Genomic DNA, 13,917 nt, shown 5'->3' with positions numbered 1-13,917 from the left:
CACCACGAGAATGGGATGGGCATGACCGACAGGGAATTCGACCTCGTACTGTTCGGCGCGACGGGGTTCGTCGGCCGGCTGACCGCGCAGTATCTGGCCGAGGCCGCGCCCGCGGATGCGCGTATCGCCCTCGCGGGCCGTTCGCCGGAGAAACTCACCGCGGTGCGCGACGAACTCGGCGGCGGGGCGGCGATCTGGCCGCTGCTGGTCGCCGATTCCTCCGACCAGGCGGCACTGGACGCGCTGGCGGCCCGGACCAAGGTCGTGGTCACCACCGTGGGCCCGTATCTGCGGTACGGCCTGCCCCTGGCCCAGGCCTGCGCGAACGCCGGCACCCACTACGCGGACCTCACCGGCGAGCCGCTGTTCATCCGCGAATGTATCGATCGGTTCGGCGAGCGGGCCGCCGAAACCGGCGCGAAAATCGTGAATTCCTGTGGCTACGACTCGATTCCGTCCGATCTGAGCGTTTATCGGCTCTACCGCCGGTCGGTCGAGGACAACACCGGGGAGCTCACCGACACCACCCTGGTGGCCTGGCTCAAGGGCGGCGCCAGCGGCGGCACCATCGACTCCGGGCGGGCGATGATGGAGGCCATCGCCACCGATCCGGCCAAGGGTTCGGTGCTCTCGCACCCGTATTCGCTGAGCCCCGACAAGTCGATGGAACCCGATGTGGGCCGGCAGTCCGATCAGGCTCTCTCGCGCGCCTCGGCCATCGACCCCAGCCTCGACGGCTGGGTCGCCACCTTCGTGATGGCCGCGCACAACACCAAGGTGGTGCGGCGCAGCAACGGCCTGCTGGGCTGGGTCTACGGCAAGAACTTCCGCTATCGCGAGGTGATGAGCGCCGGAAGCTCGCCGGCGGCACCGCTGGTCGCCGCGGGTATGGCGGGCGGCATCGTCGCCACCATGACCGCCGGCGCTCTGCTCTCCCGCGTGTCGGTGGGGCGCCGGCTCCTGGACCGGATCCTGCCGAAGCCGGGCACCGGCCCCGGCGAGCAGGCCCGCCGCAGTGGCTGGTTCACCATGAAGACCTTCGCCGACACCACCTCGGGCGCACGGTACGTCTGCACCTTCGCCGGACAGGGCGACCCCGGCTATCAGGCCACCTCGGTGATGCTCGGCGAGGCCGGACTGTGCCTGGCCTTCGACGAACTTCCGGAATTGGCGGGCATCCTCACGCCCGCCTCCGCCATGGGCGATCCCCTCACCGATCGCTTGCGGCGGGCCGGGATGACCATCGAGGTCGAGCGAGCCTGAACGACGGAGAGCTTGCGGCGGCAGGCCCGTTCACAGATCGTCGGGCAGTGAACGGGTCAGCCGCCACAGCGTGCGCACCGCCGCGCCGTCGAGCATGCCGACCTCGTCGAAATAGCGCAGCATCGGCTCGGACAGGAAGCTCATCGTCCGCCGGTACTGCGGGCCGGTGAAGGCCGCGGCGAATCCGCGCCGGGGGTCGATACCCACCGCGCGATAGACCTGCGGATTGACGAGCATCGGATACAGCACCAGCGCGAAGTAGGCCAGCAGGAGTTGATGCGGCAGCCGCTGCCACCGCGAACGCCGGGCCATCCCGCGCGCCAGCGCATCGCGGGCGAAACCGATGTGCCGCGCCTCCTCCAGCACGTGAATCCGCATCAACTGCCGCACATGCGGCTGAACAGTGCTGTCGGCCATGGCTTCTCGTTGACCGCGATCGAGGATCTCCTCGATCAGCAGCGTGCCGGCGTAGACGACCGGACCGATCGGGAAGTGTTCGGCGACGCGCAGCTGCATCCGGTTGAGCGCCACCGGCCGATACGGCGGTATTCCGGTCTTGTCGATGAGCCGCGCGAACATGATCGAATGACGCGCTTCCTCGCTCAGTTCGGTGAGCGCGTACATCGCATGCTGCGAGGTCGGGTCGCGTGCGACGATGCGCAGCAGATACTTGCTGAGCAGCCCCTCGGCGACGATCCCGAACGACAGCAGGCTCACCAGTTCGTGTTTGCCGAGTTCGATCCGCTGCTCGGCAGTGAGCCGATCCCACAGCGGAGTGCCATAGAGCGAAATCCGGTGTTCGGGCAGCCACGCCTTGTCCGGGGCCCACGGCTGCTCCCAGTCGATGTCGATATCGGCGTCGTAGAAGTGTTCCGCCGACGAGCGAAGCAGCCGCTGGGCCACGCGCTCGCGCCCGTCGAAACCGTCCCCCGCGAGATTGTCGGTGTGCTGTGTCATCGGCTTCACCGTTCTGCCGCTACGCCGCGGCCGGCGCGTTGTCCGTGCTCACCGTCGGCGCATTTGCCGCCCGATGTGAGCGGTGGCACACTCGATATTACCTATTACTCATTGTCACGGCTATAGTGCGGCAGGACCCTGACGCGTAGCTCGGAAAGGCGATCATGCGGCAACCCGATGCGGATTATCTGGGGCCGGCCGTCGTCGTGCTGGGCGATCGGGAGTTCGCCGTCCGAGTGCGGCTGCGCGGCCATCGCCAGCCGATCGACGGCATCTACCGCTGGTACGGACGCGTCGATCCGGATGCGGCGCTGGATGCGGCGGCCGGCAACCGGAAGCAGCGCGTCACGTTGCGGACCACCGAAGGCGCCGCGAACGCGATCCTCGGTGATCGCGACTTTTGGGGGCGACTGCGGCTCGTCGGGCACAGCGCACCGCCGTATCGGATCTCGACAGCAGACGACCTCGAGGCGAGGATGACCTGGTGAATCTCGCACGCCACACCATGAACAACCCGGTCTTCGCCCTGCTCTACGAGCGGGCGTGGCGGCCGACCAGTTTTCTGCTGGCCACCGGGCGGACCATGCAGGCCGATCGCCGTGACGCGGTGCGGACCTTGCGCCTCGACGCGGGCGACCGGGTGCTCGACATCGCTTGCGGGCCGGGCAATTTCACCCACTACCTGAGTGAACATATCGGCCCCGGATACGCGGTGGGCATCGATTTCTCGGTGCCGATGCTGCGGCAGGCCGTCGCCGACAACTCCGGCCCGCGAGCCGGCTACGTCCGCGGCGACGCTCGCCGGCTTCCCTTCCCCGACAACAGCTTCGACGCGGTCTGTTGTTTCGGTGCGCTGTATCTGATTCCGGATCCGCTGACCGCCGCCGCCGAGATGATCCGGGTGCTCGCGCCCGGCGGTCGCATCGCGATCAGCACCAGTCACCGCCCCCAGGGCTGGGTGGGGGAGGTCTCGAGCGCGGTCGGCGGGGCGGGCGGGCTCCGCGTATTCGACCTCGACACGTTCCCGAAACTGTTCGCCGAATCCGGGCTGGTGGATATCGAGCAGGAAGTGCACGGCCTGCTGCAGTACGTCAGCGCCCGGGCCGCCGACGCCGCCTGAAACAGACAGCGCCACAGTGATTTACACATTCTTCGCACCCATCGATGTGCGCATTCACAATGCGTCGCCACGCGCCCGGCGACCGCTGCTCCGGTAAGCTCGCTCGCGGGAAACTCTCGGGCGGAAGGGGATCATCACGGTGCCGATTCCGGAGACCGGCCAGCATCTGGCGCGCGAGCTGTACGCCGCGGCAACAGGTTCCGGAGCGGAGGTGTTCGAGATCGCCGAGGACACCGCGCGCAATCTCGCGGCGGCCTGCGACCGTCTCGTCGAGGATCTCCATGCCGCTCGCAGCGGCGGTGCCGTACCGACGACGGTGCGCGGCTTCGGCGAACTCGCCTCCGGCCGGGCCCTGGCGCGCGGATTCTCCCGCAAGGGCGGCGAATACCTCGACACCGTCCTCTCGTTCCAGCAGACGGCACTGCTGTTCAAAGCCGCCTATCTGGCCGCGGGGAAACACTTCGACGAGGCCGAGGCCGCCAACCGCGCCGCGCTGGCGCTGATCCGGCCCGAGCCGGGAGCGTGAGGTGACCGACGCATCGCATGTCGATCCGCCCTTCGTCGCGGATCGGGAGGTGTACGGCTCCTACAGCCACCGGCAACTGTGGGAGCTGGTGCACGAGACACTGGATCCGGCCGCGCTCGGTGAGGCGGCCGCGGCCTGGCAACAGCAGGCCGACGCCGTCGCCGCGGCGTTCCGGACCTTCGCCGAGGCCACGCACGGCGAATTCGAGCATTGGTCGGGGCGAGCCCGCGCGGCGGCCGAACCCGCGACGGCGGCGTTCGTCGAACGAGGCGCCGCCGCGGCCGAGGTCTGCGCCCGGCTGCGGCAACTGCTGGAGGCCGATGCGGAAGCGGCGCAATCCATTCGGGACGCCCTGCCCGCGCCGCCGACCTATGTTCCGCTGCCCGACCCGGTCGCCGAGGTGGTGCACGGCGGCGCCCGCCGGATGACCCACGACGTCGCCGCCGCCGCGGCCCTGGCCGACGCCCGCGACATCATGACCTTCCGCTACAACAGCACCCTGGTCGCCTCCGGTGACCGGGTGCCGCGCTTCGTTCCCGCACCCCGGCCGGATTCGGGTGGGGGTCATCCGTAGTGAAGTGGGTGCTGACGCCGGACGAGTTCGCCCACGTCTGGGCCACCGAAACCGATCTCGACCGCCGTCCCTATCCGGTGAACATGATCCCGGAATCCACCGTGCGCACCGAATCCGAATATGCCGCACTGGGTTTGCGCACCCGCTATGCGCGCAACACGGATCCGGATCTCACCGCCGCACTGCTGCTGTGCACCCGCCCGGACGCCACCACGATCACCGTCTCCGGCCGGCGCTCCACACCGGCGGACGAGCCGGAACTGATCCTCGCCTTCGCCGCCGTCGTCCACCGGCACGCCGGGCTGCTGATCGCACGGCCCGACGCCGTCACGGTCGCCGTCTGCCACGCGCGCGGGGTGGGCGAACGTCTGGTGGCCGCGATCGGCTCGGCGCCGGCGGGCACACGCGGGCCGATGCGCGAACCGCAGCACGCGGTGCTCGACATCGGGACCGACGCCCATCCGGGCGGCGATATCGACACACCGCAGGATCCGGGCGCCGCCCGCTTCCGCCGCACGCTGCGCGCCCCGGTCGACGCGCGCGGATTCATCACCGTCACCGTCGCACCCGACAATCCCATGTCGCCGCCGACGCGGCATCGCACTTGGCTCGACATCACCGGCGACGGACGTTATCTGCTCACCACGGCCGCCGAGCTGGTGCTGACCCCGGTCGACGACGCCGAATTCGCCGCACAGTTGACGAGACTGGCCGGAATCGGCTGACTCACGGCACGATCACCACCCGGCTGTCGGGGCCGCCGTCCATACTCGACGGTTATGGCGAAATCTCCGTGGACCGAACCGGCCACCACCGCGTTGCGAGCCGCCGGGGTCCGGCTCGATTCCTACGACCTTTCCGCGACGCCCGGATTCACCGGCGACAAGAAACTCGGTGAGCAATTGCTGCCCGAACGCGGTCAGGTGCTGTCGGAGCTGCAGGAGATGCTGTTCGCGAACGGCCGCTCGGGTGACCACCGCAACCTGCTGCTCATCCTGCAGGGTATGGACACCGCAGGGAAGGGCGGCGTGGTGCGCCACGTGATCGGCATGGTCGACCCGCAGGGGGTGCGGCATGCCGCCTTCGGCGTTCCCACCGAGGAGGAACGCCGGCACCACTATCTGTGGCGAATCCGCCACCGGCTGCCGGCCGGCGGGCAGATCGGTGTCTTCGACCGGTCCCATTACGAGGACGTCCTCGTGGTGCGGGTGCAGAACCTGGTGCCGCGCGAGGAATGGGAGTCGCGCTACGACGAGATCAATCGGTTCGAACGGGAAATCACCGAGGCGGGCACGACGATCGTCAAGGTCGCGATGTTCGTCTCGCTGGAGGAACAGAAGCGCCGCCTCGGCGAACGGCTGGAACGCTCGGACAAGTACTGGAAGTACGACCCGAGCGATATCGACGACCGCGCGCTCTGGCCCGACTATCAGCAGGCCTATCAGGACGTACTGGACCGCACCGACACCGACCACGCGCCGTGGTACGTCGTTCCGGCCGACCGGAAGTGGTTCGCCCGCCTGGCCGTCACCGAACTGCTCATCGATGCGCTGGGTGATCTGAAGCTGGGCTGGCCCGCGCCGCAGTTCGACATCGACACCGAGAAGGCGCGGCTCGCCGCGAGCTGATCGGCACGGAGACGCCGGTCACCACCGCGGATATTTCGGCCCGAATCTCGGGGATCTCTCAGGTTGACCGGGAATCATGTGGTGCCGAGTGTGCCTCGTGCGGCCGCCCGCCCGCGATGCGGCACCGCGACGGCGTGGCGGACGGCCCGTACGATCGCAGGCGGCGCCCGGCCGCACAACACCGATGTCGCACACCGACACGTAACACAGGAAAGGCGTGGTGAACTCCGAGGTGAGCAAGAATCCGCGTGGGAAGAACTCGCTGACGGCGGTGCGAGGCGGAGATCGCACGCGCACGATCCTGATTCAGGTGGGTGTCGCGGCCGTGCTGATCGCGCTCATTGCGGCCATCGGCATCAGCATCGCCGTCAAACAGTCCAACAAGAACGACACCGGGCCGGTGCCCTCGGTCGCCGCGCAGCCGGCCTCGCCCGACGCGGTCACCGGCTCGATCACCGACCAGGGCGAGATCAAGATCGGCAAGCCCGGCGCCAAGGTCGACATCCGGGTCGTCGCCGACCTGCAGTGCCCGGCCTGCAAGATGTTCGAGACCGCCAACGCCAAGGCCATCGAGGATGCGGTGAACGCCGGCACGGCCAGCGTGCGCTACAACATCATCGCGTTCCTGGATCAGTCCTCGGGCGGCACCCGCTACTCCTCGCGCGCGGCCAACGCCGCCTACTGCGTCGCCGGCTCCGACCCGACCAAGTTCCTGCCGTGGCTGACCACCATGTACGAGCAGCAGCCCCCGGAGGGCGGCACCGGCCTGCCCGACGAGAAGCTGGTGCAGATCGCCCAGGCCGCCGGCTACACCGATCCGGCCGTGGCCGAGTGCATCACGTCGGACAAGTACGACAAGTACGTGCAGAAGACCACCAAGGACGTGCTCAACAGCGGCATCAAGTCCACGCCGACGGTGTACGTGAACGGTAAGCAGATCACCAGCTCGCAGCAGCTGATGCAGCCCGACGGTCTGCGCCCGGTGATCGAGGCCGCGGCCAAGTGATCACCGTCCGGCCCCGCCCCGCGTGGCTACTCCTGCTCGGCACCCTGCTGGGCTGGCTGGCCGCGGTGACGTTGACGATCGAAGACTTCAAACTGCTGAAGGATCCGTCCTATCGGCCGTCGTGCAGCATCAATCCGATCCTGTCCTGTGGCTCGGTGATGGCGACCCATCAGGCGTCGGTGTTCGGATTCCCGAATCCGATCATCGGCGTCACGGGATTCTCGGTGGCGGTCACCATCGCGGTGCTCGCGGTGTCCGGTGTCGGCCTGCCGCGCTGGTTCTGGGGCGGGCTGTGGATCGGCCTGGTCGCCGGGATGGGCTTCATCTTCTGGCTGATCTTCCAGAGCCTCTACCGCATCGGCGCGCTGTGCCCGTACTGCATGGTGGTGTGGACGTTCACGCCGGTCTGCCTGGCGGTCGTCACCGATCAGCTGTGGGGTGGGGCCCGCGGGATCATGGGCATCGTCGCGCAGTGGCGGTGGACGATCGTCGTGGTCTACTACGCGATCGTGCTGCTGCTGGTCTTCCTGCGCTTCCAGGACTACTGGCTCTCGCTGTTCTGATCAGTTGGGCGGGCCGGCGGCCAGCGTCACCGCGAGCGTGCGGTGCGTGCCGTCCGGCTCGACCAGATCCAGCCGGATCACCTCGTCCGGCCGGCGCACGTTGAGCGCTGCCTTGAGCGTCTGCGCCGAGGTGACCGGTGTGTCGTCGACCGCGACGATCACCTCGCCGGAATCGAGCCCGGCAGTGAAGGCCGGCAGCCCGTAGATCGCCACGTCCACCCGGGCGCCGGTGGGTTTGGCATCGGAGGTCAGGACGCCGAGGGTCGCGGTAGGGCCGACGTGGACCGTATCGGTCGGAATGCCGGTGCGGATCTGGCGCACCACACTCAACGCCCGATCGATCGGCACCGCGTAGCCGCTGGCCTGCCCCTGCTGCCGGGACAGTTCTCCCGAGGCGGCGGTCACCACGCCGATCACCGCGCCGGTCCGGTCGACCAAGGCGCCGCCGGACTGTCCGGAGACAACCGGCGCGGCCACCTCGATCATGCCGATCAACGCCTTGCGCGACAGATCGGCGGTATCGCGCGCCACGATCGAGGCATCCAGCGCGGTGACCGTGCCCGGTGTCGCGGTCGGGGAACCGGTTCCGCCCGCATTGCCGATCGCCAGCGCCTGATCGCCCACCCGGACCCCGGCGGAGCTGCCGATCCGGGCCACCGACAGCGCCGCCGCCCCGCTCAGCGACAGCAGGGCGATATCGGCGTCGGAGTCGTAGCCGAGCACCGTCGCCGGATAGTGCCCGCCGTTGCCGAGATCGCCGACGGTGATGGTCTCCGCGCCCTTCACCACGTGGTGGCTGGTCAGGATCTCACCGTCGGGACTGAGCACGATCCCCGATCCGGCCGCGCCCATCCCGCTGGGCCGGATCGACACGTTGATGTTCACCAGTTCGGGTTCGACGGCCGAGGCCACCGCCGCGGGATCCATCGGCGGCACGGGCGGCCCGAACAGCGCCGAGGTGGAGTGGCCCGCGGGCACCGCCCACCGTGGCAGATCCCCGCGGTAGCCCAGAAATGCCGCGCCGACCAAGGCCATGACGAGCACGAAGACGACCGTCGACAGCCACCCGCCCCGAGCCGGACGCGATTGCCGGCCCGAATGCTGCTCGTCCATCGCCGCTCCCGATTCTGCATGCCCGGGGTGGGCTGGCGGAGTTTGTGCTTTTATGTGTACCAAATCGGCGCGGCGCCCGGTATCAGTCCTGCAATGCCGCCACCGCGAACATCAACGCGGCGCCCGCGATCGTGCAGAACAGCACGGTGCGCGACGGGCGGCCCGAATGTGCTTCCGGCAGAATGTCACTCGTTGCCAGATACAGCAGGAATCCGGCGAAATATCCCAGATACAGGCCCGCGACGTCGGGGGGCACCCGGATCACCGTGCCGATGATCGCGCCCGCCACCGGCGCCAGCGCATCCAGGAACAGCAGGGTCAGCGCCCGCCGCCGGGCATTGCCGTACAGCGTGGGAATGGTGAAGGCGTTGAATCCGTCGGCGAAGTCGTGCGAGATCACCGCGATCGCGACCGAGATGCCCAGCGCGGTTCCGGCCTGAAATCCGACGCCGATGCTCAGACCGTCGAGCATGCTGTGGAAGATCAATCCCCCGGTGGCGACCAGCCCGACCGACGGGAAGTCGTGGGTGTGGCGGCCGAAATCCTGCTCGTGCCCGATGTGGATCGCCATCTCGCGTTCGATGATGTGAATGGTGAAGAAGCCGATCACGGCCGCCACGAGTACGCCGGGCACACCCGAGACGACCCGGTCGGATTCGGCCAGGGCATCGGGGATCAGGTCGAAGGCGACCACGCCGAGCATGATTCCAGCGGCCAGGCCGAGGATCAGCCGCTTGCGCTCTCCGATGCGCGCGGCCACCAACCCGCCTGCCAGCGTCGAACACATCGATATCAACGCCAGCACGATCGCCACCGGATCAGCATCCGATATCGGCGCGAGCCCGCCGAGCACATCCGACCGGCGGGTCGCCGGTGGTGGGCATGGCCCCTGCCCCGGTCGCATCGCTCCGGGCGGGTGGTTTGCGTAGGCATCCATGCGCGGGTAGGCATGAACGCATGACGACAGCTGCCGCGTATTCCGTTTCCGCGCCCGACGGCCGGTTCACCAAGACCACCATCGAACGCCGCGCACTCGGCCCGCACGATGTGCTGATCGACATCAAGTACGCCGGCATCTGCCACTCCGACATCCACACCGCCCGCAACGAGTGGCACGGCACCAAGTACCCCTGCGTCCCGGGCCACGAGATCGCCGGTCTGGTCGCCGCGGTCGGCCCTGAGGTGACCGAGTTCTCGGTCGGCGACCGGGTGGGCGTGGGCTGCATGGTCGATTCGTGCGGACAGTGCGAGCCGTGCCTGGCCGGTGAGCAGCAGTACTGCGTGCGCGGCGCCACCATGACCTACAACGGCGCCGTCCCGGAGGAGATCCAGGCCGGCGGCTACACCCTCGGCGGCTATTCCAGCCAGGTAGTCGTGACCGACGGCTTCGTGGTCAGCATTCCGGAGGGCATCGGGCTCGACGAGGCCGCGCCGCTGCTGTGCGCGGGCATCACCCTGTATTCACCGCTGCGGCACTGGAACGCGGGCCCGGGCAAGCAGGTGGCGATCATCGGCATGGGTGGGCTGGGCCATGTCGGGGTGAAGATCGCCGCCGCGATGGGCGCCGAGGTGACGGTGCTGAGCCATTCACTGAGCAAAGAGGACGACGGCCGGCGGTTCGGCGCGCACCACTACTACGCCACCACCGACCGCCAGATCTTCCGCGATCTGCGCAACCGGTTCGACCTGATCATCAACACCGTCTCGGCCGATCTGCCGATCGACACCTATATGCGCCTGCTGAACCTCGACGGCACCATGGTGATCCTCGGCCTGCCCGAGCAGCCGCTCGCGGTGCGCCCCTTCACCCTCACCGGCAACCGCCGGTCGCTGGCCGGGTCGAATATCGGCGGCATCCCGCAAACCCAGGAGATGCTGAACTTCTGCGCCGAACACGGCATCGGCGCGGAAATCGAGGTCATCTCCGCCGACCGCATCGACGAGGCCTACGAGCGCGTGGTCGCCAGCGACGTTCGGTACCGGTTCGTCATCGACGCCGCCACCATGTGAATTTCGAGGCGACGCCGGCGTCCGCGCGCTCGGCGTCGCCGCCGGAGGGCGAACCCGAGCCGTCGGCGGATACCGGAACCGAGCCGTCGGCGGATGACGTTCCCGCCCGGCCGACGGACGACGCTGCCGCCCGGCCGGCGGTGCGGTGCAACAACTCCGCGAGATTGCGGCGCACCCGGCCCATCTGGGCGCGGCTGTGATCGTTGGTGTCGTATTCCACCTGCACCGTCAGCCGCTCCCCCAGGGTGAACGCGGTCAGCTTGGGCGGCATCCCGGGTCCCATGGCGAGCAGGCTGTCGCGCACCAGCCGCACCCCCTCGGGGACGATATGGTCCGGCACCCGCCCGATGTTCGACAGCGCGATACTGGGCTGTTCCGCGAGTATCCGCGCGGTGGCCTCGTCGCGAATGTATCGGCCCGCCAACGCCAGACGCGCGGGGTCGCGGCGCTCCAGGGCCGCACGGACGTCGGCGTGCACCACCCTGCCCAGTTCGAACGGATCGGCGGATTCGGCGACCGCCAGTAGCGTGCCCCAGCCGGAGGCGCAGTTGAGGACCGTCTCGTCGGGCAGCCACGGGTCCACCGCGGCCCGCATATCGGCGGCATAGCCGCAGACCATCGGCAGTGTGCCCACGCCGCCCAGTTCGGCCCGGACCGCGGCCAGCGCACACCCGCTCAGCAAGGCGTTCACCCCGATCCCGGCCGAGCGCGCCGCGGCGGCGAAGGCCGCGGTCACCTCCGGTTCCAGCTCGATCCGCTCGGCGACGAACAGACCGCGCCCCAACCCCGCCGTGCCGTCGCGCGGCAATCTAGCGGGCGGCTCACCGATGATCGTGCGCATCGCCGCGAGCAATTCGTCGACCTCCGCCCCGGAGACGAGTGCGGCGAGGCGCTCGTCGACCGCCTGCGGCAGTTCGTGATTCGCGCGCACCGGCAGCGGCGCCCCGCGGCGATGCGCCGTGTAGCGCCGCCACATCTCGTCCAGCAGCGCGAAAGACGAACGGCCGTCGGTGATTCCGTGATGGACGACGAGCACGATGCGGGTCCGGTCGTCCTCGCGGAACACTCGTGCGAAGAACAAGCCCTCGTCCCACGGTTGCGGCTGGTTGACGAAGTCGACGTATTCGATGTCGCCACCGGGACTTTCGGTGACCGCGGGGCGATAGCCCTCGACATGGCGAAGTACCGGCACCCCGGCGTCGTCGAATCGGCGACAGCTGAGCAGCGGATGCTCGGCGGCCAGTTCGGCCAGCACCGTGCGCAGCAGTTCGGTGTCGAATTCCCCTTCCACGGTCGACCCGATGAACAGCGCCATCCCGCCGACCGGCACGGACCCGAAGGTGGCGTGTTCCTGGAAGTAACCCGACTCGAAGGGCGATATCGGACGTTGCGTGACCATCTGGCACCTCTCGGACGATTCGGAGACCACACGGAGAACCATACAGACGTTTCAAACGCTTGTCACAAACATTTGTTTGAAACATTCGTCAGCGGGCGCTTGCTACCCTGCCGACGTGGGAACACGTGAGGATCTGCTCTCAGCGGCCAAACACTGCCTGGCCGAACGCGGCTACGCCCGGACCACGGTGCGCGATATCGTCGCCGCCTCGGGCAGCAATCTGGCCGCGATCAACTACCACTTCGGCACCCGCGACAACCTGCTCACGCAGGCCATGATCGAATCGTCCGCCGAGGCCGTGCAGCAGATCCTCGACGCGCTCGCCGAGAGCAGCGAACCGCAACCGGCGCAGCGGCTGCTCACCTTCCTGGGGCGTCTCACCGCCACATTCACCGAGCAGCGTGCGCTGTGGGCGGCCAATATCGAGAGTCTCGCGCAGGCATTGCATTCCGGTGAGGTGAAGGCCGACATCACGACCAAGCAGCGTGAGGGCAAAGTGGCACTGACCCGAATGTTGTTGCCCGACATGGATATCGAGGACGACGACGGCGGCCCGATCGGCGTGCTGCTCTGGACGCTACTCGACGGCCTGCTCGTCCAGTGGCTGCTGGACCCGAAGTCCGCCCCCTCGGCCGAGCAGCTCGTCGCCGGTCTGCGCACCCTCGCCCCGATGCTGTAGCCGCCGGTCCGAGCGCGGCCCGCATCCGGTCATCCGCGCCCAGGCACCGACGAACCTCACGCGCCGAGAACCACCCGAAGCACAGTCCCCGTTCCCGTGGTGACCAGCAGCGCGCGATCGTCGGTGGGAACCTTCGCGACCGAGGTGGCCGGCACGCCGAGGTCGGCGACCGTGCAGACCCCGCCAGTGGCCGGGTCGACGTGGACCAGACGACCGGTCGTGGTCGCGACGTACAGCATGCCGTCCGGACCCACGGTGAGATCGTCGGGCAGGGCGGTCAGCGGGAGCGCCCCGACGGTGACCGAAGCGACGGTCGTCTGCGCCTGCGGAGCATCGACGGGGATGCGGACGATGCGGCCGTCGAGGCTCTGATAGAGCGTCGCGTAGAGCGAATCACCCTGCAGCACAATGCCGTTCACCCCGGATGCCGCGGCGCGCGCGGTCCAGTCGGCGTCGACGGAACCGCCGGGCCGCACCTTCACCACTCCGTGTGCCGTATCGGCGACGTACAGATTGCCCGCGCCGTCGAAGGCCGCACCGTTGGCCATGCCGAGACCGGAGACGTAGACCTGCGGCGCCGGATGGTCGGCGCCGGGATCGAACCGCACGACGCCGGAGGAATGCGCGCCGGGCAGCAGTCCGGCCGACGAGTCACCGAAGATCACGTACAGCGCACCGTCGGGCCCGAGCCGGACCGCACCGGGCGCGTCCACGGGCACCTCCACGGGCACCTCCGCGGTCACGTGCCCGCCGGAGTCGTAGCGCTGCACCACATTTCGGAAGACGCGCGAGACCCAGAGGTTACCTTGTGCGTCGTAGCCGAGGTTCTCCGCGAAATCGAGCAGCGGGGCCTGGGCGGGCAGCAGCTGTTCCACGGACGAGGCCGGGCAGCCGGGCGCCTCGGCGTGAACCGGAGCGAGCGCGGACGGGAGAACGGCCGCAGCGCTGATCCACACTGTCGCGAGAACGCCCGCACTCGCGAGGTCAAGTCCAATTGCGTGGTGTATCGGGGTGATTGCCGCGTGATCCTGGTCGGTCAGGCGGTCAGTGCTGGGGTGTCCTCCTGTTCGCTGGGGTCG

16 protein-coding genes are annotated in these 13,917 nt (G+C 68.7%); 11 read left to right on the top strand and 5 right to left on the bottom strand.

The annotated features are described in order from the left end of the window. Positions 1 to 15: 15 nt before the first annotated feature. Positions 16 to 1,263, top strand: coding sequence for a trans-acting enoyl reductase family protein (locus IG65_RS0118335; protein WP_030516150.1), 1,248 nt, complete (start codon positions 16 to 18; stop codon positions 1,261 to 1,263). Positions 1,264 to 1,293: 30 nt separating this feature from the next. On the opposite strand, the gene IG65_RS0118330 is transcribed toward IG65_RS0118335, so the two are convergent. Beyond that, positions 1,294 to 2,220 carry a diiron oxygenase gene (locus tag IG65_RS0118330; protein ID WP_051756429.1) on the bottom strand — a complete coding sequence of 309 codons (927 nt, stop codon included), beginning with the start codon at positions 2,218 to 2,220 and terminating at the stop codon, positions 1,294 to 1,296. 164 nt (positions 2,221 to 2,384) lie between these two features. Here IG65_RS0118330 and IG65_RS0118325 point away from each other — a divergent pair, with 164 nt between their 5' ends. The 8 genes from IG65_RS0118325 (at position 2,385) to IG65_RS0118290 (ending at position 7,637) form a co-directional block, all read left to right on the top strand. After that, on the top strand, positions 2,385 to 2,708 hold the full coding sequence (locus IG65_RS0118325; RefSeq protein WP_030516148.1) for a DUF4873 domain-containing protein: 324 nt from the start codon (positions 2,385 to 2,387) through the stop codon (positions 2,706 to 2,708). Next, positions 2,705 to 3,340, top strand: coding sequence for a class I SAM-dependent methyltransferase (locus IG65_RS0118320; RefSeq protein ID WP_036525068.1), 636 nt, complete (start codon positions 2,705 to 2,707; stop codon positions 3,338 to 3,340). The genes IG65_RS0118325 and IG65_RS0118320 overlap by 4 nt, the downstream gene beginning before the upstream one ends. Before the next feature lie 139 nt (positions 3,341 to 3,479). Then, on the top strand, positions 3,480 to 3,866 hold the full coding sequence (locus IG65_RS0118315) for a hypothetical protein (protein ID WP_030516146.1): 387 nt from the start codon (positions 3,480 to 3,482) through the stop codon (positions 3,864 to 3,866). A 1-nt stretch (position 3,867) separates the two neighbouring features. After that, a complete protein-coding gene (locus IG65_RS0118310; protein ID WP_030516145.1) occupies positions 3,868 to 4,440 on the top strand; it encodes a hypothetical protein in 573 nt (190 codons plus the stop codon). Then, positions 4,440 to 5,165 carry an ESX secretion-associated protein EspG gene (locus IG65_RS0118305; protein WP_030516144.1) on the top strand — a complete coding sequence of 242 codons (726 nt, stop codon included), beginning with the start codon at positions 4,440 to 4,442 and terminating at the stop codon, positions 5,163 to 5,165. The genes IG65_RS0118310 and IG65_RS0118305 overlap by 1 nt, the downstream gene beginning before the upstream one ends. Positions 5,166 to 5,219: 54 nt before the next feature. Continuing rightward, the gene (locus tag IG65_RS0118300; RefSeq protein WP_030516143.1) at positions 5,220 to 6,068 is read left to right on the top strand and encodes a PPK2 family polyphosphate kinase; all 849 of its coding nucleotides are present in this window, start codon (positions 5,220 to 5,222) and stop codon (positions 6,066 to 6,068) included. A 220-nt stretch (positions 6,069 to 6,288) separates the two neighbouring features. Next, positions 6,289 to 7,074, top strand: a complete 786-nt coding sequence (locus IG65_RS0118295) for a thioredoxin domain-containing protein (protein ID WP_227462677.1) — start codon at positions 6,289 to 6,291, stop codon at positions 7,072 to 7,074. Further along, positions 7,071 to 7,637 carry a vitamin K epoxide reductase family protein gene (locus IG65_RS0118290; RefSeq protein ID WP_030516141.1) on the top strand — a complete coding sequence of 189 codons (567 nt, stop codon included), beginning with the start codon at positions 7,071 to 7,073 and terminating at the stop codon, positions 7,635 to 7,637. The genes IG65_RS0118295 and IG65_RS0118290 overlap by 4 nt, the downstream gene beginning before the upstream one ends. Here IG65_RS0118290 and IG65_RS0118285 read toward each other — a convergent pair whose 3' ends face one another. Both IG65_RS0118285 and IG65_RS0118280 read right to left on the bottom strand, forming a co-directional pair. Next, complete coding sequence (locus IG65_RS0118285) at positions 7,638 to 8,750, bottom strand: S1C family serine protease (RefSeq protein WP_051756426.1); 1,113 nt, start codon at positions 8,748 to 8,750, stop codon at positions 7,638 to 7,640. It abuts the gene before it with no gap. Positions 8,751 to 8,832: 82 nt separating this feature from the next. Further along, positions 8,833 to 9,564: a ZIP family metal transporter gene (locus tag IG65_RS0118280; RefSeq protein WP_030516139.1), complete on the bottom strand. Its 732-nt coding sequence runs from the start codon at positions 9,562 to 9,564 to the stop codon at positions 8,833 to 8,835. Positions 9,565 to 9,707: 143 nt separating this feature from the next. On the opposite strand from IG65_RS0118280, the gene IG65_RS0118275 reads away from it, so the two are divergent. Beyond that, positions 9,708 to 10,760 carry an NAD(P)-dependent alcohol dehydrogenase gene (locus IG65_RS0118275; RefSeq protein ID WP_030516138.1) on the top strand — a complete coding sequence of 351 codons (1,053 nt, stop codon included), beginning with the start codon at positions 9,708 to 9,710 and terminating at the stop codon, positions 10,758 to 10,760. On the opposite strand, the gene IG65_RS0118270 is transcribed toward IG65_RS0118275, so the two are convergent. Beyond that, positions 10,738 to 12,159, bottom strand: coding sequence for a hypothetical protein (locus tag IG65_RS0118270; RefSeq protein WP_030516137.1), 1,422 nt, complete (start codon positions 12,157 to 12,159; stop codon positions 10,738 to 10,740). The genes IG65_RS0118275 and IG65_RS0118270 overlap by 23 nt on opposite strands. A gap of 115 nt (positions 12,160 to 12,274) precedes the next feature. Here IG65_RS0118270 and IG65_RS0118265 point away from each other — a divergent pair, with 115 nt between their 5' ends. Continuing rightward, positions 12,275 to 12,838, top strand: coding sequence for a TetR/AcrR family transcriptional regulator (locus IG65_RS0118265; RefSeq protein ID WP_030516136.1), 564 nt, complete (start codon positions 12,275 to 12,277; stop codon positions 12,836 to 12,838). Positions 12,839 to 12,894: 56 nt separating this feature from the next. On the opposite strand, the gene IG65_RS0118260 is transcribed toward IG65_RS0118265, so the two are convergent. Continuing rightward, complete coding sequence (locus IG65_RS0118260) at positions 12,895 to 13,794, bottom strand: SMP-30/gluconolactonase/LRE family protein (protein WP_156055677.1); 900 nt, start codon at positions 13,792 to 13,794, stop codon at positions 12,895 to 12,897. Positions 13,795 to 13,917 lie beyond the last annotated feature (123 nt).

It is taken from the genome of Nocardia sp. NRRL WC-3656, from assembly GCF_000720265.1.
Lineage (GTDB): Bacteria > Actinomycetota > Actinomycetes > Mycobacteriales > Mycobacteriaceae > Nocardia > Nocardia nova.
Note: the sequence above shows the minus strand (reverse complement) of the source record. Positions and strands in the feature narration are given on the sequence as shown.